Consider the following 21,546-nt stretch of genomic DNA (forward strand, 5'->3'; position numbering starts at 1 on the left):
GCATTCCAGAAGCGGGGATATGGGTTTCCCCGTTTCAAGAAACAAGGCCAATTTAAGTCTTTTGTGTTTCCCCAGTTCAAGGACAATCCCATCTCCGGTAGCAGTATCAAGCTACCAAAGATAGGAAAAGTGCCTATCAACTTGCATCGTCCTATCCCAGATGGGTTCAAGGTCAAGCAAGTGAGGGTGTTGTCCAAGGTAAGAGGGACGCAATGGTATGTCGTCGTTACCATCGAATCGGACATATCGGTTCCCGATGCTCCGGTTCACGGTCGTGCGATTGGGATTGATCTGGGATTGGAACGGTTTTTGACGGTTTCAGATGGTAGCTTCCAGGAGCGACCCAAGTTTTTTAGGTCGATGCAACGCAAGCTGAAATTGCTGCAACGCAGAGCGGCACGAAAACAGAAGGGGTCACGAAACTGGGAGAAGGCACAAATCAAGGTTGCCAGAATGCACCATCGGATTGAGAACCGTCGTAAAGATTTCCACCTAAAGACGGCTCATAAGCTTTGTGACCAAGCGCAAACCATCTTTGCAGAAGACCTCAATGTCACAGGCTTGACACGGGGAATGCTGCGAAAAGATTGTGTCGATGTCGCTTTTGGACAATTTCTGTCTCTGTTGGAATGGGTGTGCTGGAAACGGGGAGTGTACTTCGCTAAAGTCAACTCCAACGGGACTAGCCAAACCTGCCCCAAATGTTTTGCCACTGTCAGTAAGGGGTTGAAGATTAGAGAGCATCATTGTCCTGAGTGTGGGTATCGAACTCATCGTGACCATGCAGCAGCAGAAATGGTTTTGCATCGTGGACTAGAGAATGTAGTAGCCCAGGGACTCTGGGGAACGGAAACAGCCTGCCAAGTCGTTCTGTCGGGGGTCTATGACCTAGATAAGTGGCGTGGGGCAGGAATGCCTAACCGTGAGGTTAGGAAGCCCGCGCTGTACCCGTAGGGTCAGCGTCGGGAGGATGTCACTCCTCTGTCCAGAAACGCTCGGAAAGATACTTGTCAGCCCCGTCACAAAAGATGGTCACCACCACTCCAGAGGAGAGCTGACGGGCCACCTCTAGGGCTGCCACCACATTAGCCCCGGCAGAGATGCCCACCAGCAAGCCTTCCTCTAAAGCCAAGCGCTTAACCATTTTCTGGGCTGCTTCTGTGGAGATCTCAATGTGCTGGTCAGGCAGGGTGGGATCGTAAATCTCGGGTTTTAGAGCTGTGGCCATGTGCTTGAGCCCTTCCAGGCCATGGAAGGGAGAGTCGGGCTGCATGGCAATGATTTGGATATCCGGGCGATACTCTCGCAGGCGCCGCCCCACCCCCATACAGGTGCCGCTGGTGCCTAGCCCGGTAACAAAATGGGTGACCTGCCCCTGGGTTTGCTCCCAAATCTCCACCCCAGTGGTTTCGTAGTGGGCTTGCCAGTTGGCGGGGTTGCTGTACTGGTCAGGGTAGAAATAAAGCTCGGGGTTTTCCGCATAGAGGGCGCGGGCTTTCTCGATGGCCCCATCGGATCCCAGAGCGGGATCCGTCAGAACCAAGTCCACGCCATAGGCAGCCAGGATCTTCTTGCGCTCCGGGCTGGCGTTGGCGGGAAGAGCCAGCTTGACCTTGTAGCCCAAGGCGGCCCCGATCCAGGCATAGGCGATGCCGGTGTTACCGCTGGTGGCATCGAGGATGATCTTGCCGGGGGTAAGCTTGCCCTGGCGTTCGCCAGCGCGAATCATGTTGAGGGCCGGGCGATCCTTGACTGAACCCCCAGGGTTGTACCACTCTGCCTTGCCATATACCCGTACCGATTCCGGCAAATCGGCAGCAACCCGCCGCAGACGGATCAGCGGCGTCCCCCCCACCAGCTCAATAGGGCTATCCACAGCAGGGAGTAACGGGCGAGAAGAAAATGCAGTCGGATACAAGGGGGATCCCTCGCTAGACAGGCATCGGCTGGACAACCATTGCTCATCTTACCCCGGTCTTTCCGGCCTCTTGGGAGCTTTTTAGTTTCCCCCTCCTGCCCAAGTTCTGGCTAGGCTCCAAGTAGGCTCTAAGATGGGGGTAGAAAAGTGGGATTTTCCCACAGCAGGATGACGCGGAGGGGCATGGCAGAAATTGGGATTGTGACTGCCCAGCAGTTTGATCGGCGACGGGGCCAGATCCATGTCTACGACGGCGAGGGCAAAGGCAAGTCCCAGGCGGCCCTAGGGGTTGTGCTGCGTTCCATTGGCTTGGGGATCGAAAAGGCGGCCCCCAGCCGGGTGTTGCTGGTGCGGTTTCTCAAGGGGCCAGGCCGAACCTATGCTGAGGATGCGGCCATTGCGGCTCTGCAGCGAGGCTTCCCCCATCTCATCGATCAATTGCGCACCGGGCGGGGAGAGTTTTTCGGCCCAGATGAGATCACCAAGTTTGACCGTCAGGAGGCCCGCCGCGGTTGGGATGTGGCCAAAGGGGCTTTGGCGTCGGGGTTTTACTCGGTGGTGGTGCTGGATGAGCTCAACCCGGTGCTGGATCTGGGCCTGTTGCCTGTGGAGGAGGTGGTCAGTACCCTCAAGCAAAAGCCGGAGGCCATGGAGGTGATCATCACCGGGCGCGGCGCTCCCAAGGAAATTATCGACCTGGCGGATTTGCACTCGGAAATGCGCAGTGTCCGGCGGGCGACGGATCCCCGCAACGGCGAGCTTCCTTCCAGCGGCATCGAGATCTACACCGGCAACGGCAAGGGAAAATCCACCAGCGCTCTGGGTCGGGCTCTGCAAGCCATTGGGCGCGGCATCAGCAAGGATCTCTCTCATCGCGTGCTGATCATGCAATGGCTGAAGGGGGGAACGGGCTACACCGAGGATGCAGCCATTCGGGCCCTGCGGGAAAGCTACCCCGATTTGGTGGATCACCAGCGCTGCGGTCGGGATGCCATTGTCTGGCGGGGCAAACAACAGGAAATCGACTATGTAGAAGCGGAGCGGGGCTGGGAGTTGGCACGGGCGGCCATCGCTTCTGGCCTGTACAAAACCATCATCTTGGATGAGTTGAACCCGACGGTGGATCTGGAGCTGTTGGACGTGGAGCCGATTGTCCAGGCTTTGCTGCGCAAGCCGCGGGACACGGAGATCATCATCACGGGGCGGTGCCATGCCCCCTTACCTTACTTTGAGCTGGCCTCTGTCCACTCGGAAATGGTGAGCCACAAGCACTATGCCGAGCAGGGGGCCGATCTGCGGCGCGGGGTGGACTATTGATGGGATCCTTCGCAGCGTTCTCAGCCAATTCTGCTCTCTCTTGGCCTCCAGACCCCAGGACTCTGGCCCAGTTGTTGCTCACCCTTTTCCAGACGGAAGTGTGGGTGGAGGGCAAGGAGCACGTTCCCGCCGGCCCGCTGGTGGTGGTGAGCAATCACCGCAGTTTTCTGGATGCGCCGGTGCTGATCGCGGGGTTGGACCGACCGATTCGCTTTGCCTGCCATTACTACCTGGCTCAGGTGCCGCTGCTGCGGGAAATCGCCCTGGCTTTGGACTGCATTCCCCTCAAGCAGGGATCCCGACAGCAAATCCATTTTTTTCGCCAGGCGCAGGCCAGTTTGGCAGCGGGGGTGGGTGTGGGGATCTTCCCAGAAGGGGCGGAGCAGATCACCCGTGAGACCTCGCCTGGGGAGGTGGGGCGGTTTCAGCCAGGTTTTGCCCACCTGGCGCTGGCGGCAGCGGTGGATCCCTTGCCGATTCTGCCGGTGGCGGTGTGGGCGCAGGAAGAATGGCGGGGAGTAGATATTCCTATGGCTTTTTTCCGCTGGTTTGACCCCACTGAACCCCGATTTCAACAGGAAGGGGGACATCCGGTGGTGTTGTATCGGCGGGTGGTGCTCAGGGTGGGATCCCCCCTTTGGGTGGGCAGGAAGCAGCGCCAGGGATCCCGACGCGAGCGAATGCAGGTCATTCAAGAGCTAACTGCAGCGGCCCGAGAACAGGTGCGATTGGGATTGGCAGAGAGATGAGAAAGTTGAGTGGCGAGCCGGTAGCATCTGCCTCTAGCTTGGTCAGCCCGGCAACGGGAGCGGTCGGTCAGGAGCGGCCCCTGCTGCTGTATTTGCCCGGTATGGATGGCACAGGTACGTTGTTTTACCGGCAGGCGCAGGCTCTGCAGCGGGAGTTTCGCATTCGCCCCCTGAGTTTGAACCACCCGGAAGCGGGGGATAGCTGGGAAACCCTGGCCGATTGGGTGGGATCCCAGCTAGAAGCGGGGGCGTACTTGTGTGGAGAATCCTTTGGGGCCTGCCTGGCCTTGTTGGTGGCCGCCCAATGGCCGGAACGGTGCCGCGGCCTCATTTTGGTCAATCCAGCCTCGTCGCTGCGACGTAGGCCCTGGTGGTGGGCAGGGCATGTTCTCCTGCCTTTTTTGCCACCGGCGCTCTATCACCAGTTGTCGGAGCGAGGGTTGGGGGCTTTGGCGGAGCTCAGCCAAATGGAGCCGCCGGATCGGGAGCGGCTGCGCCAGGCGGTTCACAGTGTTGAGCCCACAGTGGCTGCCCAGCGCTTGGCTTTGCTGGGATCCTTTGTTGTGGAGAAGCTGCCCCTGGAGTCGATGACCCTGCCAACTTTGCTGGTGGCGGGGGGGCGGGATCGCCTGTTGCCCTCGGTGCAGGAGGTGGGCTGGCTGGCGGAACGGCTGCCCCAGGCGCAGGTAGAAATCTCGCCCCAGAGCGGCCACGCTTGTCTGCTGGAGCGGCGGATGAACCTGCGGCGTTACCTGCTCAAGCCGGATGGCCTTTTTGCCCCTCTGCTGCTCAATTCTGCTTCGGCCCATTGAGCATGGACAGGGATCCCCACAGATCTTCTATCCGCTCTGGGCAGGAGCTATCCTTCCCCTCTCGATCCAGCCAAAGGGCTCGCAAGCCTGCTGCTTTTGCCCCCTGATAATCGTCGCGGCGGCTGTCGCCAATGTGGCCGGCGGCTGCGGGGGGGATCCCGTGGGCTGCCAGGGCAGCTTGGAAGATGCGAGGATCGGGCTTGGCATAGCCCACTTGGGTGGAGAGGGTGAGGGTGGAAAAGTAGGGATCCAACTGCAACTGCTGCAGCACCCTGGGCAAGCGGCTGTCGAAGTTGGAGATCACCCCCAACCGGATCCCTTCCTGCTGCAGGGCCCGCAAAGCCGGCAGCGTCTCGGGATACAGCTCCCAGGGATCCGCCCCGGCAAAGTGCTCAAACAATTGGGCGAAAAAGTCTTCAAACCGGTGCTCTCCGAAGGCAGCCAGGGATCCCACCCGGGCAAAAGTCTCCCGCACCACCTGGCGCCACCAGGTCCGCTCCCACTCCCGCAAAGGGGATCCCGTCAATCCTGGGCAGGCCGGGGCTGGAGCCTGGGCAAAAACTTGGCCAAAAGCGCGATCCAAGGCTTGGGGATCCACCCTCACCCCGTACTCCGCTGCCACCTGGCCGTAAACCTGGCCCACGCTGCCCCGCACCCGAAACAAAGTGCCCACAGCGTCGAAAAAGAGCACCCTCAGCTTCACGACTGCCCCTCGTAGCGGGCGTAGGCATCGACAATCCGCTGCACCAGAGGGTGGCGCACCACATCCCGCTGGTCGAAGTAGCAAAAGGCAACCCCCTCTACCCCTGTCAGAATACGCTCTGCCGCTGCCAGGCCGGACATGCGATGTTTGCCCAGATCCGTTTGGGTGAGATCCCCGGTAACCACCATACGCGACCGGAATCCCAGCCGCGTGAGGGCCATCTTCATCTGCTCGGGGGTGGTGTTCTGGGCTTCGTCCAAAATGATGAAGGCATTGCTCAAAGTACGGCCTCGCATATAGGCCAGCGGCGCCACCTCGATCACCCCCTGCTCCATCAACTGCGGCAGCTTGGCCGGGTCGATAAACTCGAACAGGGCATCGTAAAGGGGCCGCAGATAGGGATCCACCTTTTCCACCAGATCCCCCGGCAAAAACCCCAGTTTTTCTCCCGCCTCCACAGCCGGGCGAGTCAAGATCAGGCGCTCATACTCTCGGTTTTGCAGAGCCGTGATGGCCACAACGGCAGCCAGATAGGTTTTTCCTGTGCCCGCCGGTCCAATGCCAAAGCAGAGGTCGTGGGTGCGAATGGCTCGCACGTACTCCTGTTGGCGGGGCGTTTTCGGTCGGATAAGCTCCCCTTTGCGGGTGCGGGCCAAAATCCCTGCTTGTGCTTGCTGGTAGGCGGCAACCTCTTGTCCGGAGAGGGCGCGAAAAGCTTGCTCTGCATCGATCACAGTGACGGGGTGCCCAGTTTGCCAAAGCGGCCTCAGCAATTCTAGCCATTGCCGCACCTGCTGCCGCTGTTGGGGAGTGCCTTTCAGGTACAGGTCCTGTCCGCGCAGCGTTACAGAAGCACCGCTGGAGCGACTGATCCACCTCAGGTTGGCCTCCTGAGTGCCCGCCAAAGACATGGCCTGTTGAGGATTGGACAGAGAGATGACTTCGAAATCAGAAGAGAGGGAAGTAGGGTTGTCGTGCATGCCGTGGGCGCCGGGCACCCTGGGAGACCTGTAGGGGTGATCTTACCAAAAACGCTTGTCAGGGCGCTCTGGGCTGTGGAAAGCCGCTGCAGAGCCCAGGGGTCGAGCGCAAGAGTGCTTAACAGGGGATTACACCATTAATGTGTTCCAAAATACAAGCTTCTGGAAGATCTGCAGCAAACCTGGATTTGGGTTCCGGCCTTCATTGGCAGCCGAGTCACAGGGAATTAACAACTCCCTAAGGTTCCCTAAAAAAGTATTGCAAAGGGCTATCTTTTCGGGAATAGCTTTTATTCATCAAGTAACGTTGATCTATCTGCTAAAGGAGCTTGAACTCCCAGTCTCTCGTCGGTCGGGCAAGAGCTTGAGGTTTTCAACTCCGTTGGTCATCGTGCATCTGACATTCTCTACCCAGCAGGGGAGATGTGGATAGGTTGGTCTCTTACAACCCTTCCCTAGACACATTTTTGGGATCCCTGCGGCTCCTCAATCTCTGGGGAGGGAGCCCATCCTTTCTGGAGTCATTTTGAAAAATCAGATGGAAAAAGGAGAGATAGATGTTTACCCAATCTGCGTCTGATACCCTGGGGTTGGCACAACTGGATTTGGCGCAAATTCCGCGGCAGATCACCTGCGATGGCAGTGACTTGGATTGGAGCCAGGCCCTGGCCATCGAAGGGATCCAACCTGAAGAAGAAGCTTTACAGGCTTGGATGGCTTTCCGTGACCTGCGGGTGAACCAAGAGGCGGGCAACATTTTACGCTGGCAAGGGCGTCCGTTGCGGGCCAGCCGTATCCGCTTTTTCCCCAGGAATGTGGCTTGGCGCTATGGCTTCTCGTTTTCCACCAGCATCCGCTCGCCCCTTGGCAAAGGGATCCCGACCCCTGAGGAGTGGCGCTACCCGGGCCTCTGCCGCTACGGGATTGTGCTGTTTCAACCCAACGCCCAACTGGTGGCCCATCAGGTTTTCAAGTCCTCGCCAGAGCAGCCCCAAGAGGTGGATCTGGATCCCAACCTGGATATTGCCTTCAACATCAATGACGCCAAGGGCAGCTACGGCGACAATAGCGGCAGCTTCGATATTTACCTGCAGGTGGTGAGCTAGACTCACCCAACCCCAGGAGGGATCCCGGCTGATCGCGATAGCGGGACGGAGTCTTTGCAGGGCGGGTCAGGGGGCAGTTGCCGGGTGGGATCCCATCCCCTACAATGAGTGAACTGGTGGCTGGATCCCAGCCTGCTTGTTGCCCCTGCTAGCCCTGGAGAGGTGGCTGAGTGGTCGAAAGCGGCTTCCTGCTAAGAAGTTACGGGGCCCAAAAGCTCCGTCGAGGGTTCGAATCCCTCCCTCTCCGTTTCTGTAGTTGACCAAGAAAACTGGGTTGCAAGCCCCGTCCTACCGCTGCGCGGCAGCAAGCTGAACAGGGCGGCTTTGTGCTATGGTGCTGGTTGAACTCCGCCAACTTGAATATGGCGCAGTGTCAACAGGAAAAGTATCTGCGAGTTCATCCCAGTAGTTGGGGTCATGGCATCCCCCATCACTCGCAAGGGTGGTGTGGCCCAGGAAGTAGGGATCATCCTGCGACCTGGGAAAGAATCCTTACCCTTTAGGGCAGGGAGAATGTCAACCTCGGTTGCAATTTCACCCCCTTCTGAGCGTTTATGTGGCAGGCGTGGCTTCTGAGTCAGTGGGGGGTGGCACTCTGGCTCAACCTGGCTCTGGTGGTGCTGGGTCTGCTGAGCCCTCAGAAAGCTCTGACGCGAGCAGGGGTCATCCACGCGGGCCTTCTGGGCTTGCTGGTGTGGGGGGGGCTGGGCGGGCGGGGCTACGCGGTGGTAGCCGCCTATTTTTTAATAGGGACAGCCGTAACCAAGCTAGGGATCCGGCGCAAGCAGGCGCAGGGGATCGCCGAAAAGCGAGAGGGGGCGCGAGGGCCGGAGAACGTCTGGGGATCCGCTTTGACCGGGGCAGGATGTGCGCTAGGATACGCTTTCTTCCCGCATCCCCTGTGGTGGTTGGGATACAGCGCCAGCTTTGCAGCGAAATTGGCCGATACCGTCAGCAGCGAGGTGGGGAAAGCCTATGGCCGCAAGACCTTTTTGATCACCACCTTCCAGTCCGTGCCGGCGGGCACAGAAGGAGCCGTGAGCCTAGAGGGATCCCTGGCGGGAGTGGCAGCAGCGGCAGGGATGGCCGGGTTGGCCTGGGGGATTGGCGGGGAATGGGTAGGGGGAAGCCCATTTTGGCTGGGCATCTGCTGGCTGGCCGGGATCCTGGCCACCTTGGCAGAAAGCTGGATGGGAGTGGTGTTGCAACCCCGTTTGGCTTGGATGACCAACGAAGTCGTGAACGGCATTCAAACAACTTTGGCCGCTCTTCTGGCGGTAGGGCTGGGATCCCTTATGGGCATCGGATCCTAGAAACAACGGCGTTAGCGTTGCGGAGCAACAATACACGGGGCTGGAAGGCTTTTCAAGGACTCCGTCCCGCTGGCGCGAGCAGTAGCCCAGGCGTCTCACCCTAAACTGAAGCGAATATAAAGACAAAAAGGGGAGAAGCTCTCCCCTGTTGCTGGCCAGAACTTGACCGGGAACTGGCAAGACGCTCTCCTAGCGCAGGCCGCTGGGCTTATAGACCAGGAAGCTGAGCACTTGGCATTGCTTAATGTTGTCGAACCCCACCACGCGAATGAAACAGTTGGGGTAGGCGCTGCGGCAAGCCTGCACCTCACTGAGCACCTCCTGGGGAGAAGTGGCGCTGAACAGGGGCAGCTTCCACAGTGTCCAATAGCGAACCGTTGGTTCAGACGATTCGTTGAACTCTATGGCCGGGATGTAGCCCTGATCCAAGATGTACTGCACCTGCTTGATGATCTGCAGATCCGTCAGCGGCGGCAGATAGGAGAGGGTTTCATAGCGGCGCTCTTTTGGTAAGGTTTGCATGATGGGTATCACTCCGTTTCGGGTCTAGGGTTTTGTGGGGGGGATCCCGCTTCCGGGTGGGTAAGAGGCAGGGATCCTGTCGCCGAGGTGATCCGTTCCAGATGATTGCGGCGGTGCTCCATGTTGGCTTGCTGGATGCCGGATTTGGCCATCTCCGGCAGGTAATCAACCACCTCCGCAGCAATGTGCTCGCGAACGGTCATGATGCGATAGGCCAACTCAGGACGCTCAGCCAGCAAAGCCCGCAGGTAGGCTTCTCCATCCTGAAGGTTTTGCCGAGCGGAGAACTGCTGTAGCCAAAGGGCCCTGGGGGGATCTGTTTCGCTCAGTTGGGCCAGCACCGTGCGCATCGCCTGATAAGTCAGGTAGCTGATCAAGGTCTTGGCGGTGTCTTTGGCGATCTGTTTCAGATCCATTGCCGATCCAGGGAGGGGGCCAGCAGGGCAAGAGAACCGTAGGGATCCCTTGCCCCCAGCAGATCTCTAGAGGGTGTCGACGGCCTTGAACTCGAACTTGATTTCCTTCCACAGCTCGCAGGCAGCCGCCAGCTCCGGCGACCACTTGGCCGCTTCCCGGATGATGTCGTTGCCTTCACGGGCCAGGTCTCGACCTTCGTTACGAGCTTGGATACAAGCCTCCAAGGCCACCCGGTTGGCGGTTGCGCCCGGCGCATTGCCCCAGGGGTGCCCCAAGGTTCCGCCGCCAAACTGCAGCACCGAGTCGTCGCCGAAGATTTCCACCAGTGCCGGCATGTGCCAAACGTGGATCCCGCCGGAAGCCACCGGCATCACCCCTGGCATGGAAGCCCAATCTTGGGTGAAGAAAATGCCGCGGGAGCGATCGGCCTCTACGTAGTTTTCCCGCATGAGATCCACAAAGCCCATCGTAATGGCGCGGTCGCCTTCCAGCTTGCCCACCACCGTACCGGAGTGCAGGTGGTCGCCACCGGACATGCGCAAACACTTGGCCAACACCCGGAAGTGGATGCCATGGTTCTTCTGCCGGTCGATCACCGCGTGCATTGCCCGGTGGATGTGCAGCAGAATGCCGTTATCCCGGCACCACTTGGCCAGGCTGGTGTTGGCAGTAAAGCCGGCTGTCAAGTAGTCGTGCATGATGATGGGAGCGCCCAACTCCTTGGCAAACTCGGCCCGCTTGAACATCTCTTCGCAGGTGGGCGCCGTCACGTTCAAATAGTGGCCCTTGATCTCGCCGGTTTCCGCTTGGGCCTTGTGGACAGCCTCCATCACGAACAAGTAGCGATCCCGCCAGCGCTGGAAGGGCTGGGAGTTAATGTTTTCGTCATCTTTGGTGAAGTCCAAGCCGCCCCGCAGAGCTTCATACACGGCCCGCCCGTAGTTTTTGGCAGAAAGGCCCAACTTGGGTTTGATGGTGCAGCCCAGCAGCGGACGGCCATACTTATTCAATTTGTCCCGCTCCACCTGAATGCCGTGGGGAGGGCCTTGGAAGGTTTTCAGGTAGGCCACCGGGATCCGCACATCTTCCAGCCGCAGCGCCTTTAGGGCCTTAAAGCCAAAAACGTTGCCCACAATCGAGGTGAGCATGTTGGTCACCGAGCCTTCCTCAAACAGATCCAGCGGATAGGCGACGAAGCAGAAGTACTGGTTGTCTTCGCCGGGAACCGGCTCGATGTCATAGCAGCGGCCCTTGTACCGATCCAAGTCGGTCAGCAAATCTGTCCATACCGTTGTCCAGGTGCCTGTCGAAGACTCAGCCGCCACAGCCGCCCCGGCCTCTTCGGGAGGAACACCCGGCTGAGGAGTAACCCGGAAACAGGCCAAGACGTCGGTATCCTTAGGCGTGTAGTCGGGAGTGTAATAGGTGAGTCGGTAATCCTTCACACCGGCTTGATAGCCGCTTTTGGATTGGGTTGCTGAATAGGCCACGTTGATCTCCCTCTGAACGAATCACAGAACCAGAAAATGCCATTCACGGATGCAACCAAGAGGAAAAAACCCAGGGCCAAAACTCAAGACCACCGAGTTTTCGTGAACGAACTCGCCCCACAACCGTGAGGCCAAAGTTGGGCCTTAAGACACTCTTCATCCCAGGGGATGGAAGCCCCAAACCCTTCTTTTCGAGTGCCTTCAATTGCTAGCTTGGACTCCCTGGACTTGCAAATCCAGTAGAAAGATTTTTATACAGTGCCTAAGCTAGAATCTCGGCAAACACAACTCTATATTGGTTTAATCCTAAGCTATCATCCGCAATAGTGGGCTGAACATTACTTTCTTTATGAGTTTGATTAGTTTGGTTAAAGTGAGTCCCGTTGCTGCCTGCCGAGAATACAGATTTCTTTGGCTTTCTTAATATCCTTCGGGTGGGATCCCCGGCCAAAACCAAAAGCTCCCTTCTTTGAGGGAGCAGAGCAAACCCACCCGCAGGGCCTGGACGGTCAAGAAACGGCTGCCAGGGTTGGCTGGGGTCTCTTGCTGATCACCTGGTCGATAAGGCCGTACTCTTTGGCTTGTTCTGGGGTCATGAAGTTGTCGCGGTCGGTATCTCGTTCGATGCGCTCTAGAGGTTGGCCGGTGTGGTAGGCCAGCAGGCTATTGAGGCTGTTTTTGATGAAGAGGATCTCTTTGGCCTGAATTTCAATATCGGTAGCTGGCCCCTGAGCTCCACCAAGGGGTTGGTGGATCATGATGCGGGCGTGGGGAAGGGCAATGCGCTTGCCTTTGGTGCCCCCTGCCAGCAGAAAAGCTCCCATGCTAGCAGCCAAACCAATGCAGATGGTGGAGACATCCGGCTGAATGTGCTGCATGGTGTCGTAAATGGCCATGCCGGCATAGACAGAGCCACCGGGGGAGTTGATGTAGAGGTAGATGTCTTTTTCGGGGTCTTCCGATTCCAAGTAGAGCATCTGGGCCACAATCAGGTTGGCAATGTCGTCGTCCACCTGGGTGCCCAAGAAAATGATCCGATCCCGCAAAAGACGCGAGTAGATGTCAAAGGCGCGCTCGCCTCGCGCAGATTGCTCAATAACGGTGGGAATCATGCCAGTCCAAGCGATGGGTCAGTCCTTACTAGTGTAGTCTAAGCCACTGGATGGATGCTTTGCTTAGGACGGCTCACCGGCCTTGCTCGGTACCGGGCTCGACGGGGTGTGAGTCTGCTAGAACAGCAGAGAGATGGGGTGGTTGTGGCGAGATCCCTCTTCTTCTGGGATGTGGAACGGGTCTGAGGTGTGGCTCTTTGTGATGTGGTGAGGCGAAGCCAAGATGGACGTGATCCCAGATGAACCGATTGTGATTGCCAGCCTGCTGAGCCTGGCTCTGTTGGGGATCTTGATCCTGAACTTGGCAGGGCGTGGGTCTGGGGATGCAGATTAAAAGGTTGACAAGCTTACTTATCCTTCTTTAGGATTAGGATCGCCTTGTCGGAGAGCGCCCCCATCGTCTAGAGGCCTAGGACACATCCCTTTCACGGATGCGACAGGGGTTCGAATCCCCTTGGGGGTATTGGGTCAGAGTTATAAGATAAAGCCGTCAACAGGGGATCCCTGGCAGCGGTGACACCTTACTCAGACTTTACTCAGAGAGGCTTTGCCGCCACAAACCACTCCAGATACAAGCTGGGAGAGCGGGTCATCTGGGATCCCCATACAAGCGGCATGGGCAGCCAGCCAACTGCCACTCCGTCGAGGGGGATCCCTATTCCACCCTTACTCCTCAACAGGGGAAAAATCTCCAAAGCAGCGGCCTAGAAGGTTAGGCTTAGTTGTCCAATCGGCTACGGCTTGGGTTTGAGCAGACCTAGGGCCTGCCAGGATCAGGTGCTGGCCACCAGAGCTTCAGCCGGCGTGGCGGCGACCAACAGCTCATCTTTGATAAGCTCTGCCAGCTCTTGCAGTTGGCGAATTGCCTCTGCTCCTTCCAATTTCATGAGCTCTCGGTCATCCCGCATTTCTGTCCAGCTAATGGAGCATTCAGAAACCAAAAAGCGAATCAGGTGCCCCTCTCGTAAGCTGACCATAAACGAAGCGCTCTCGAATGACGTACCACAGGTGTAGCAAGAAGCTGGGTAGCCCCGCTTCTCCAAAACGATGGCCAGGGCCTGCAAACTCATCACCAGATCTTGAACATAGCTGCGGTATTGTTCCGCCAACCGTGTGAACATCACACTCCTCCCTAATGGATTGGCCTCTGTGGGGCTCCGCCTAGCTGCAAATGACCTAACTAGTAATTTATGCTTAAGGCTAGGTTTACATCTATCATAACAATCGACAATCCCTCAAGGAAGTGATTAAGGCCACAGAGTAGGCAAGGTCTACCTCAGTGAAATGTAGTATTCAACACTTCTCTTAACAAAGACATCAAAGTTTACTCCGAGTCAACACTCTTATCGATTGGGATCCTCACTCAGTGCTCGCCCAGTCTTTTCTCAAAATGGCTCAGCGGCTGCTCGCGTCATCAGGACAGAGGGCGGAAAGTTGCCTCAAAGCTTTCTCCTGCAAGGGTTTCAACCATCGAGAAGCGGGACGTAGTCTTTTGACAAGAGGCCAGCGCGTTAGAGTGTCCAGTGGGCTAAGGCTTGCAGACGAATGGGGATTAAAGTAGGTTCCCACCCGGTTATGCTGAGAAAACTCTCGGCATGGACAATTGAGAACGAACGGCTCGATGCTGACACCTGTTGATCTGGAGAAACGAGTGGCTTATTTTCAGAGTCCCCAAGCCATTCGGGATCGCTGTCAGTTGCTATTGGAAAGGGTTTTGGCCGATGAATCAGAGCACTTTCGCCTCGACCTGAATCGGATGGGATCCGTAGCCGACTATGTGATCACCACAATGCGGGCCCATTATCCCAACGGGGAAATTCCCTTCCACAGCCGCTGGCAACATTTTCAGGTGGGATCCGGGGAGCGCCTAGCCCGTTTGGAAAATCGACTTAAAGACATGGATCCGCTGGAGCGGCTGCGATGCAAGTGGGATCTGGCCATCGTCAGCGTGTTGCTGGACGCAGGCGCAGGCTCTGCCTGGAAGTACTGGGATCCAGAAAGTCAGACGGTGGTGGGTCGTTCCGAAGGTTTGGCCTTGGCCAGTTTCGACTGGTTCTGGCAAGGTGGGTTTTCCAGCGATCCCCAGCAGCCTCTGCAGGTGGATGCGGCGGGCCTGGAGCGGATCACCTTGGCGGATTTGGCAGCAGCTTTCCAGGTGGGGCCGGAAAATCCTTTACTGGGACTGGAGGGGCGCTGGCAACTGCTGCAAAGGTTGGCACAAACTTTGCGGGCTCAACCTCAATACTTTGGATCTGGTCACAATCTTCCTCGTCCAGGCCGGTTGTGGGACGCCATCCAGCCTGAGGATCCCAGCGGTGGGATCGAGGCAGCACAGGTCTTACAGGCGGTTCAGAGGGGGTTTAGCTCCATTTGGCCTGGGCGAGTCTCGCTGGCCGGGATCCCTCTGGGGGATGTCTGGCCCTATCCCCACCTGCCCCAAACGGAGCCGGGGAGCCATTGGGTGCCTTTTCACAAGTTGTCCCAATGGATGACCTATTCCCTGCTGGAGCCGTTGCAGCAGGAGGGGATCCCAATCGGGGGTTTGGATGAGCTGACGGGTTTGGCGGAGTATCGCAACGGGGGGCTGTTTGTGGATTTGGGGGTGATCCAGCTCAAGCAGCCGGAGATTGGGCAGCAACCGCATCCCCCAGATTCGACGGTGATTGTGGAGTGGCGGGCCCTGACGGTGATTTTGCTGGATCAAGTTGCCTCCTTAATCCGGGAAAGGCTTGGCTGCTCTGCCCAAGAGTTGCCCCTGGTGAAGATACTGCAAGGGGGAACCTGGACGGCAGGGCGGCAAATCGCTGCCCAGCTCAGGCCAGATGCTTCTCCTCCCATCCAACTGCTCAGCGATGGCACGGTTTTTTAGGGATCCCCTTTCGAGATTCTTAAGAAGTTCTGTAATAATCTCAGGGCCAAATCAGGACGGGATCCCCAGTGCAGATGCAGGTACGAAGCGTGAAGGCGCTCGGTGGCCCATCCTTCCTGTTGAAGCTGGGCGGGGGATCCCCAGCCATAGATTGGGCTTGGGGAGATGGGGGTGCTGCGGGAGCGGTGAAATTCATGCCCGCGCAGGCGATCCCCGGCTGGGGCCAGCAGGGTTGGGCGCAAAACCGCAGCTTCGCGGTAGCCCAAACACAGCCGGTCGGCCATGTCTACCTGGATGGGTAATAGCCCGGCCATCGGGTAGGTCTTTCCCTGAAAATCGGTGAGGGATTGGCCCAGCACCATCAGTCCGCCACACTCGGCATAGAGGGGTGGGTGGGCGGGCGGGAGCGGGCGTTGGTTAATGCTCTCAGATAGAGGTGCTGCAAACAATTCCGGGAACCCTCCCCCCAGCAGCACGCCATCGCAGGGATCCGGCGGCCATAGTCCCACCTGGAGGGGGGAATACTCCAGCAGCTCGGCCCCACAGGCCCGCAACAGATCCAAGTTGTCGGCGTAGTAGAAGTTAAAGGCAGCATCTCGGGCCACCGCCACCCGTACCTGTTCGCAGCAGCGGGACGGCCACAGCTCTCCCACCGCCGGAGGAAGCGTCCGAATCAGGGGCAATAGGCCATCCCAATTGACGTGTTGCTCCGCCAGCTCGGCCCAGGCAGCTTGCCAGTGGGGGAAGTGATCCAGTTCTGAGACAGGCACCAACCCCAGGTGTCGGCTGGGCAACCGCAAATCCTCCCGCCGGGGAAACTGGCCCAAGACCGGGATCCCCACTGCAGCCGCCGCCTGCTGCAAGATTTGTCCATGCCGCTCCGAGGCCACCCGGTTGAAGATCACCCCGGCAATGGAGAGGCGGGGATCCCAGCGGCTCAAGCCGTAGAGCAAAGCGGCCACCGTCGTTCCCATGCCACTGCCATCGATCACCAGCACCACAGGGATCCCGAGCAGGCGGGCCACATGGGCGCTGCTGGCAAAAAAAGGCTCCGTTCCGCCCTCGGGGAGGGGCAGGGATCCCGGCGCTCGTCCATCGAAGAGGCCCATTACCCCCTCCACAATGGCTCCATCCTTGCCCTGGCAATGGTGGCGAAAGCAGCGCTGCACAAAGTCCTCGTCGGTCAAGAAGGGATCCAAATTGCGACAGGGGATCCCGCTCACCGCTGTGTGAAACAGAGGATCGATGTAATCCGGCCCCACCTTGAACGGTTGGATGCGCAGGCCCCGCCGTCTCAGAGCGGCCAACAGAGCCAGAGTGATGGTGGTTTTGCCGCTGCCGCTTGCCGCTGCCGCCAGCAGAATGGCCATCTTTCCTGCCCAAGGGTTAGAACTCGATGCCGATTTGCGCCTTGATCCCCTGGTCGCGGAAGGGATGCTTGACCAAAGTCATCTCCGTCACCAGATCGGCTCGGTCGATCAACGCTGCCGGCGCGCCCCGCCCCGTCAAGATCAGGTGAACCCGCTCCGGTTTCTCCGCTAGCCCGGCCAACACCCTGTCCGGCGAGAGATATCCCAACTTGAGGGCGACATTGATCTCATCCAGAAGCACCAACTGAAACTCCCCGCTGGTGAACAGCTCCCGCCCCTTTTCCCAGGCCGCCTGTGCATGGGCGATGTCTCGCTCCCGATCCTGGGTTTCCCAGGTAAAGCCCTCTCCCATGGCGTAAAAAGCTATTTTCCCCAGGCCCAGCTCTGGATGCTCGGCCAATTTCCGCAATAGCTTGGCTTCTCCTGGATCCCAGGCCCCCTTGATAAATTGCACCACCCCCACCGACAATCCCTGGCCGAGGGCGCGGAAGATCATGCCAAAGGCAGCCGTGGTCTTTCCCTTGCCCTGCCCCGTGTGCACGATGATCAAGCCCTTGTCATCTCGCATGCCCGACAGACGCTGCCGCTGGATCTGCTGGCGTTTTTGCATTCTTTGGCGATGCCGCCAGTTTGGGTCGGCCTCTGTGCCCGGTGAGCTATCGCAAGCAGCCTCAAGTTCTGTTGTCAAGGGGGGCAGGGGCTGGGATCCCGAAGCCGGTGCAGGCCAGCCAGACAGGGCGGGTTGGGCCATAATCATAAAAAAAATTGAGATTCGCCACACAAGCTGAGGGGAAGGTGCTGTGCCTACGGCAGGGGAACTGCACCGCTGACGCGACTGTTAGGGCAAACTCAAGTTCCCCCACAGCAGACCGCCCCCATCCTAATCCCTCATCTGGTTGCATTGGCTGGGATCATGAGAGAACCGGCTGCTGCTTTCCGAGATAGCCTGCTAATGTACTGCTTCATCTGGGCAGTGCTGGCAATAGGGTGTTTTCAAGTCTTGCCCCGCATCCAAGTCGTATCTGCCGCCGAGTTGCAACCGTGGCTAGCGCCCAGCTACTTTGCAGGTCTGGGGGGATCCCTATTGGCAGCCTTGGGATCCCTGTTGGCCATCTCAGCCGAAACGACGCCAAATCCTGCCGACAAAAAGCATCTGCACCGCTTGGCTTGGGGATTGGGGACAGTTGGCTTTCTCGGCGTTCTCTCCCCCCTGGGCTTGGCCGGCGCATTCTTTCTCAAAGCCGCTCAGGGGACAGACTGGTGGCAGGGTCTGTTTGGCTGAGGCCGCCCACAGCTCATTTTTTTGACAAATGGATCAAGGTTGGGGGTACTATAGGGACAAGTTCCGTTCTTTATCCAGAGCAGACTGAGGGATCAGGCCCAATGAAGCTGCGGCAACCCGGCGGAAGCCTCCGCTACGGTGCCAATTCCTGCGGTTAGTCAGTAACCGAAAGATAAAGGCAATAAAGTTTTCTCTAGAGGATAGCCCTCTTTGCTGAGGGAATTTATCTGGCGACTTTATCCTTTAGCGGCTCCCATAGCTCTGGTCGCGGCAGTGGGGCAAGGCTTTCGCGAGGGCGCTGGTCGCGTCAGCGGTTTGGGTCACCTGCTGTTTGCTGGGCCTTTTCCCTGGCTGGGTTGGGGCTGGTTGCGTTGGCGATGGGGAGCACCTAGAGATCCCTGGCCGACTCTCTCTCCCACGGATGATGAACGAGCGGGTGAGCCTTGTTTTTTGTTCAGGTTCTCAGTTCTAGCTTTTAAGGAGAAGGTTCGTTGTCCAAGTCGTTTTTGTTTTCCTCGGAGTCGGTGACAGAAGGGCACCCCGACAAAATCTGCGATCAGATCTCCGATGCCATCGTGGATGCCCTCTTGACGGCGGATCCCCTAAGTCGGGTGGCCGCCGAGGTGGTGGTCAATACGGGCCTGGTTCTGTTGACCGGGGAGATTACCTCACAAGCGCAGGTCAACTTCACCCGTCTGGTGCGGGACAAAGTGGCCGAAATTGGCTATACCGACGCCAAGAATGGTTTTTGTGCCGAAAGCTGTGCGGTGTTGGTGGCTTTCGATGAGCAATCTCCCGATATTGCCCAAGGGGTGAACGTGGCCCTAGAAAGTCGCGGATCCCGAGAAGATCAATTCGACTTGGTCGGGGCCGGGGATCAGGGATTGATGTTTGGCTTTGCCTGCGATGAAACTCCTGAGTTAATGCCCTTGCCGATCAGCTTGGCTCACCGTCTCAGCCGCCAGTTGGCTACGGTTCGCAAAAACGGCACCCTGCCCTATCTGCGCCCGGATGGCAAAACGCAGGTGACTGTAGCCTATGAGGAGGGTCGCCCGGTGGGCATTCACACCCTGCTCATCTCTACCCAGCACACGCCCACGATTGGCACCCTTACGGAAGAGGCAGCGGTACAAGAGCGGATCCGCGCCGATCTCTGGGAGGCGGTGGTCACGCCGGTGTTTGCCGAGCTGCCCATCAAGCCGGATAGCCACACCCGCTTCCTCACCAATCCCACCGGCAAGTTTGTCATCGGCGGCCCTCAGGGAGATGCGGGCCTGACCGGACGCAAGATCATCGTCGATACCTACGGCGGCTATTCTCGCCATGGGGGCGGGGCCTTCTCCGGCAAGGATCCCACCAAGGTGGATCGCAGCGCTGCCTATGCGGCTCGTTACGTGGCCAAGAACATCGTGGCAGCTGGCTTGGCGCAGAAGTGTGAAGTGCAGGTGAGCTACGCCATCGGGGTAGCCCGCCCCATCAACATTTTGGTGGAAACCTTCGGCACAGGGCGCATCCCTGACGAGGAGCTGTTGCGGCTGGTGCAGCGCCACTTCGATCTGAGGCCGGCAGCCATTTTGGCTCAGTTCCAACTGCGGGAGTTGCCTCGCCAACGGGGAGGGCGCTTCTACCAAGACGTAGCGGTCTATGGGCACTTTGGGCAAACCCATCTGGATCTGCCCTGGGAGCGCACCGACAAAGCTGCTCTGCTGCGGGAGGAGGCTCTCGCCAAGGCGACTGCCATCCTGGCCTAGGGGGGGGACGGTCTGCTCCCTCAATGTTTGCCCTGGTGAAGCTGCTTGACCAGGTGGGGTAGCTCCGGCAGGATCAGGCTGCGCATAGCCAATTGCACGGCTGCTGGGGAGCCAGGCATGGAAAAGATCAAGCACTTTCCGTGGATCCCGGCGATGGCCCGAGAGGCGATGGCCCGACTGCCAATCTGGGCATAGCTGAGCTGGCGGAAGATCTCCCCAAAGCCGGGCAAGGTCTTTTCCAGGAGAGCCTCGATGGCGTCGTAAGTGGTGTCGCGGGGGGCGATGCCTGTGCCACCATTCAACAAGATCACCGGCAGGGATCCGGCCCAATCCTGAACCTGCTCTCGAATGAGCTGCGGTTCATCTCGGAGAATGCAATACCTCTCCACCCGGTGGCCGGATTCCTGGAGGGCTGTGCAGATGAACTGGCCGCTGTGGTCGGTTTCAGGGGTGCGTGTGTCGCTGACGGTGATCACCCCACAGGGCAAGGAGGCAATGTGCTCTGCACCGCTGTCGCGATCAAGGGGAAAGGTCATGGCCAGGATCCCTGAGGAAAGAGAGTGGCAAGCCCATCAAGACTGTCCCTGAGGGGGCTCGGCAGGAGTTGGAGGGTCAACGACCGTCTGCTGGAGCTCTAGGATCCCTGAGGACTCTGCCCCACCAGCACGGGCGAGTTGGGGAGGAGGGGACTGGGCGAGCAGGCGGCGCAGCTTGGGGGGAAGCTCCTGCAACTGCTCCAACAACAAGTTTAGAGATATGGCCGGTTCTCTGGAAAACAGGGATCCCGCGGGGGGTACCGGCGGCAGAGGAGAACAGGCAAAGGCAGCCGCAGCCAAAGAGCGGATCCGCTCCTGCTGCTCCTGCCAAAGGAACTGGCCGATTTCTGGGGGAAAGGTAAGATGAGGAGAGCCGCGACGCTGCCAAAGGCGGAGAAGCTGCTCCACAGAGGCGGCCTTGTACCGCCCCTGGTAGAGGGCTTCTAGCAAGGCTGCCGGGATCCAAAGATCCGGGAACAACTGGCTCCAGCGCTCTACCCAAACCTGGCTGGGTTGACCTTCCAGCTCAAACCCATAGTGCTCCAGAAAGGTGGCAGGATCCATCAGCCCATGGCAGCCCAAGGAAACTCAACCCAAGCTAGTCCAGATCCGCCGAGACAAAGGGGAGATAAAGCCTTTCTCCCTGGATCTCGCAAGACAGCTCTCGTCCAAGAATACCCCTATTTGCCTTTCATGAAGGCTCTGTGAAGAGGCTATAAAGCTGCAAAGCTGCGGTACGCTTAAAGACTCAGTGGCTGAGCCGAATTTTGCCGCAGCCGATCCTCCAACCACCAACGGCTGTAGGGCAGGCCATGGCTTTGCAAGGTGTAGAAGGCGTAGCTGCGGCGGCTCGGGTCGGCGGATCCCCCCCAGCGGGCCAACACCGGATAGGTAAGAGGAAACCAGCGATCACTTTGGCCGGGATCGAACGCTGGCGAGCCTCCATAGCCAAACTCAGAAAAGACGGTGTACTGATAGAAGATCAGATCCCGGTGCATCTGCAGCCGTAGCCGCTGCAGTAAGGCATAGCCCCCCGCTCCTAACCCCGCCAAGAAGCCGGCAGTGAGGGCCACCATTGCTACGGGACGAAGGGGAAAGCGGCGGGACGAGGGCGCAGCAGGAGGGGTAGCTGGATTCATAAAACCCAATCCAAATCAAAGCAGGCGCCCCCACTCTACTCGATACTCGACTGTGTTGGAAGACAGAGGGAATGCCCACAGCCGTTTCCAGCCGGCTTGAGACGCCGGCCCTCTGCGCCACCCAAGGTCATCAGTCTTACCCCTGCCTGAGAGGGATCCC

22 protein-coding genes, 2 tRNA genes and 1 riboswitch are annotated in these 21,546 nt (G+C 58.6%); of the genes, 11 read left to right on the top strand and 13 right to left on the bottom strand.

Features of this window, described 5'->3' with window-relative positions; genetic code table 11:
- The coding region (locus tag ACVWYZ_RS07390) for an RNA-guided endonuclease InsQ/TnpB family protein (protein ID WP_457466671.1) at positions 1-954 on the top strand (954 nt) is incomplete at its 5' end.
- A 19-nt stretch (positions 955-973) separates the two neighbouring features.
- Here ACVWYZ_RS07390 and ACVWYZ_RS07395 read toward each other — a convergent pair.
- Positions 974-1,876 (bottom strand): PLP-dependent cysteine synthase family protein, encoded by a 903-nt coding sequence (locus ACVWYZ_RS07395; RefSeq protein ID WP_011433884.1) that lies wholly within the window; start codon positions 1,874-1,876, stop codon positions 974-976.
- A gap of 210 nt (positions 1,877-2,086) precedes the next feature.
- Here ACVWYZ_RS07395 and ACVWYZ_RS07400 point away from each other — a divergent pair, with 210 nt between their 5' ends.
- The 3 genes from ACVWYZ_RS07400 to ACVWYZ_RS07410 are packed head-to-tail and all read left to right on the top strand — an operon-like array spanning position 2,087 to position 4,796.
- Positions 2,087-3,235 carry a cob(I)yrinic acid a,c-diamide adenosyltransferase gene (locus ACVWYZ_RS07400; protein WP_457403276.1) on the top strand — a complete coding sequence of 383 codons (1,149 nt, stop codon included), beginning with the start codon at positions 2,087-2,089 and terminating at the stop codon, positions 3,233-3,235.
- Positions 3,235-3,984 (top strand): lysophospholipid acyltransferase family protein, encoded by a 750-nt coding sequence (locus ACVWYZ_RS07405; protein WP_414413352.1) that lies wholly within the window; start codon positions 3,235-3,237, stop codon positions 3,982-3,984. The genes ACVWYZ_RS07400 and ACVWYZ_RS07405 overlap by 1 nt, the downstream gene beginning before the upstream one ends.
- Positions 3,981-4,796, top strand: coding sequence for an alpha/beta fold hydrolase (locus ACVWYZ_RS07410; RefSeq protein ID WP_457466672.1), 816 nt, complete (start codon positions 3,981-3,983; stop codon positions 4,794-4,796). Before ACVWYZ_RS07405 ends, ACVWYZ_RS07410 begins: the two co-directional genes overlap by 4 nt.
- Here ACVWYZ_RS07410 and ACVWYZ_RS07415 read toward each other — a convergent pair.
- Positions 4,774-5,499 (bottom strand): HAD-IA family hydrolase, encoded by a 726-nt coding sequence (locus ACVWYZ_RS07415; RefSeq protein ID WP_457466673.1) that lies wholly within the window; start codon positions 5,497-5,499, stop codon positions 4,774-4,776. The two genes, ACVWYZ_RS07410 and ACVWYZ_RS07415, sit on opposite strands and share 23 nt — an antisense overlap.
- Entirely contained in the window at positions 5,496-6,479 is a 984-nt protein-coding gene (locus ACVWYZ_RS07420) for a PhoH family protein (protein ID WP_457384250.1), read from the bottom strand. The genes ACVWYZ_RS07415 and ACVWYZ_RS07420 overlap by 4 nt, the downstream gene beginning before the upstream one ends.
- Before the next feature lie 557 nt (positions 6,480-7,036).
- On the opposite strand from ACVWYZ_RS07420, the gene ACVWYZ_RS07425 reads away from it, so the two are divergent.
- The 3 genes from ACVWYZ_RS07425 (at position 7,037) to ACVWYZ_RS07435 (ending at position 8,898) form a co-directional block, all read left to right on the top strand.
- Complete coding sequence (locus ACVWYZ_RS07425) at positions 7,037-7,585, top strand: hypothetical protein (protein ID WP_457466674.1); 549 nt, start codon at positions 7,037-7,039, stop codon at positions 7,583-7,585.
- A 156-nt stretch (positions 7,586-7,741) separates the two neighbouring features.
- Positions 7,742-7,832: transfer RNA gene (locus ACVWYZ_RS07430), tRNA-Ser, on the top strand.
- A gap of 307 nt (positions 7,833-8,139) precedes the next feature.
- Positions 8,140-8,898, top strand: coding sequence for a DUF92 domain-containing protein (locus ACVWYZ_RS07435; protein WP_457466675.1), 759 nt, complete (start codon positions 8,140-8,142; stop codon positions 8,896-8,898).
- A gap of 189 nt (positions 8,899-9,087) precedes the next feature.
- On the opposite strand, the gene ACVWYZ_RS07440 is transcribed toward ACVWYZ_RS07435, so the two are convergent.
- The 4 genes from ACVWYZ_RS07440 to clpP all read right to left on the bottom strand — a co-directional run bounded on the left by ACVWYZ_RS07440 (position 9,088) and on the right by clpP (position 12,439).
- Entirely contained in the window at positions 9,088-9,420 is a 333-nt protein-coding gene (locus ACVWYZ_RS07440) for a ribulose bisphosphate carboxylase small subunit (RefSeq protein WP_011434136.1), read from the bottom strand.
- A gap of 8 nt (positions 9,421-9,428) precedes the next feature.
- On the bottom strand, positions 9,429-9,836 hold the full coding sequence (gene rcbX, locus ACVWYZ_RS07445; protein ID WP_457466676.1) for a RuBisCO chaperone RbcX: 408 nt from the start codon (positions 9,834-9,836) through the stop codon (positions 9,429-9,431).
- Positions 9,837-9,902: 66 nt separating this feature from the next.
- A complete protein-coding gene (locus ACVWYZ_RS07450) occupies positions 9,903-11,327 on the bottom strand; it encodes a form I ribulose bisphosphate carboxylase large subunit (protein WP_011434138.1) in 1,425 nt (474 codons plus the stop codon).
- Positions 11,328-11,836: 509 nt separating this feature from the next.
- Complete coding sequence (clpP, locus tag ACVWYZ_RS07455) at positions 11,837-12,439, bottom strand: ATP-dependent Clp endopeptidase proteolytic subunit ClpP (RefSeq protein WP_011434140.1); 603 nt, start codon at positions 12,437-12,439, stop codon at positions 11,837-11,839.
- A 390-nt stretch (positions 12,440-12,829) separates the two neighbouring features.
- Here clpP and ACVWYZ_RS07460 point away from each other — a divergent pair.
- Positions 12,830-12,902 (top strand) — tRNA-Glu (locus ACVWYZ_RS07460).
- A 310-nt stretch (positions 12,903-13,212) separates the two neighbouring features.
- Here the strand turns inward: ACVWYZ_RS07460 and ACVWYZ_RS07465 are convergent.
- Positions 13,213-13,560 (bottom strand): DUF1815 family protein, encoded by a 348-nt coding sequence (locus tag ACVWYZ_RS07465; protein WP_011434143.1) that lies wholly within the window; start codon positions 13,558-13,560, stop codon positions 13,213-13,215.
- Positions 13,561-14,060: 500 nt separating this feature from the next.
- Between ACVWYZ_RS07465 and ACVWYZ_RS07470 the strand changes: the two genes are divergently transcribed.
- Positions 14,061-15,308 carry a URC4/urg3 family protein gene (locus ACVWYZ_RS07470; protein ID WP_457466677.1) on the top strand — a complete coding sequence of 416 codons (1,248 nt, stop codon included), beginning with the start codon at positions 14,061-14,063 and terminating at the stop codon, positions 15,306-15,308.
- Here ACVWYZ_RS07470 and ACVWYZ_RS07475 read toward each other — a convergent pair.
- Complete coding sequence (locus tag ACVWYZ_RS07475; RefSeq protein WP_457466678.1) at positions 15,305-16,678, bottom strand: cobyrinate a,c-diamide synthase; 1,374 nt, start codon at positions 16,676-16,678, stop codon at positions 15,305-15,307. The genes ACVWYZ_RS07470 and ACVWYZ_RS07475 overlap by 4 nt on opposite strands.
- A 16-nt stretch (positions 16,679-16,694) precedes the next feature.
- The gene (cobO, locus tag ACVWYZ_RS07480) at positions 16,695-17,429 is read right to left on the bottom strand and encodes a cob(I)yrinic acid a,c-diamide adenosyltransferase (RefSeq protein ID WP_457466679.1); all 735 of its coding nucleotides are present in this window, start codon (positions 17,427-17,429) and stop codon (positions 16,695-16,697) included.
- A gap of 162 nt (positions 17,430-17,591) precedes the next feature.
- Here cobO and ACVWYZ_RS07485 point away from each other — a divergent pair, with 162 nt between their 5' ends.
- Together ACVWYZ_RS07485 and metK are read left to right on the top strand one after the other, a co-directional pair.
- The gene (locus tag ACVWYZ_RS07485; protein WP_011434147.1) at positions 17,592-17,960 is read left to right on the top strand and encodes a hypothetical protein; all 369 of its coding nucleotides are present in this window, start codon (positions 17,592-17,594) and stop codon (positions 17,958-17,960) included.
- Between the two features lie 67 nt (positions 17,961-18,027).
- A riboswitch (SAM riboswitch) is annotated at positions 18,028-18,139 on the top strand.
- A gap of 312 nt (positions 18,140-18,451) precedes the next feature.
- A complete protein-coding gene (gene metK, locus ACVWYZ_RS07490; RefSeq protein WP_457466680.1) occupies positions 18,452-19,711 on the top strand; it encodes a methionine adenosyltransferase in 1,260 nt (419 codons plus the stop codon).
- Positions 19,712-19,731: 20 nt separating this feature from the next.
- On the opposite strand, the gene ACVWYZ_RS07495 is transcribed toward metK, so the two are convergent.
- The 3 genes from ACVWYZ_RS07495 to ACVWYZ_RS07505 form a co-directional block, all read right to left on the bottom strand.
- The gene (locus ACVWYZ_RS07495; RefSeq protein WP_414344296.1) at positions 19,732-20,247 is read right to left on the bottom strand and encodes a MogA/MoaB family molybdenum cofactor biosynthesis protein; all 516 of its coding nucleotides are present in this window, start codon (positions 20,245-20,247) and stop codon (positions 19,732-19,734) included.
- A gap of 36 nt (positions 20,248-20,283) precedes the next feature.
- On the bottom strand, positions 20,284-20,811 hold the full coding sequence (locus tag ACVWYZ_RS07500) for a hypothetical protein (protein ID WP_414380883.1): 528 nt from the start codon (positions 20,809-20,811) through the stop codon (positions 20,284-20,286).
- A 176-nt stretch (positions 20,812-20,987) separates the two neighbouring features.
- Positions 20,988-21,386, bottom strand: coding sequence for a hypothetical protein (locus ACVWYZ_RS07505; protein ID WP_457466681.1), 399 nt, complete (start codon positions 21,384-21,386; stop codon positions 20,988-20,990).
- Between the last annotated feature and the right edge of the window lie 160 nt (positions 21,387-21,546).

This window comes from Thermostichus sp. MS-CIW-37, assembly GCF_054060065.1.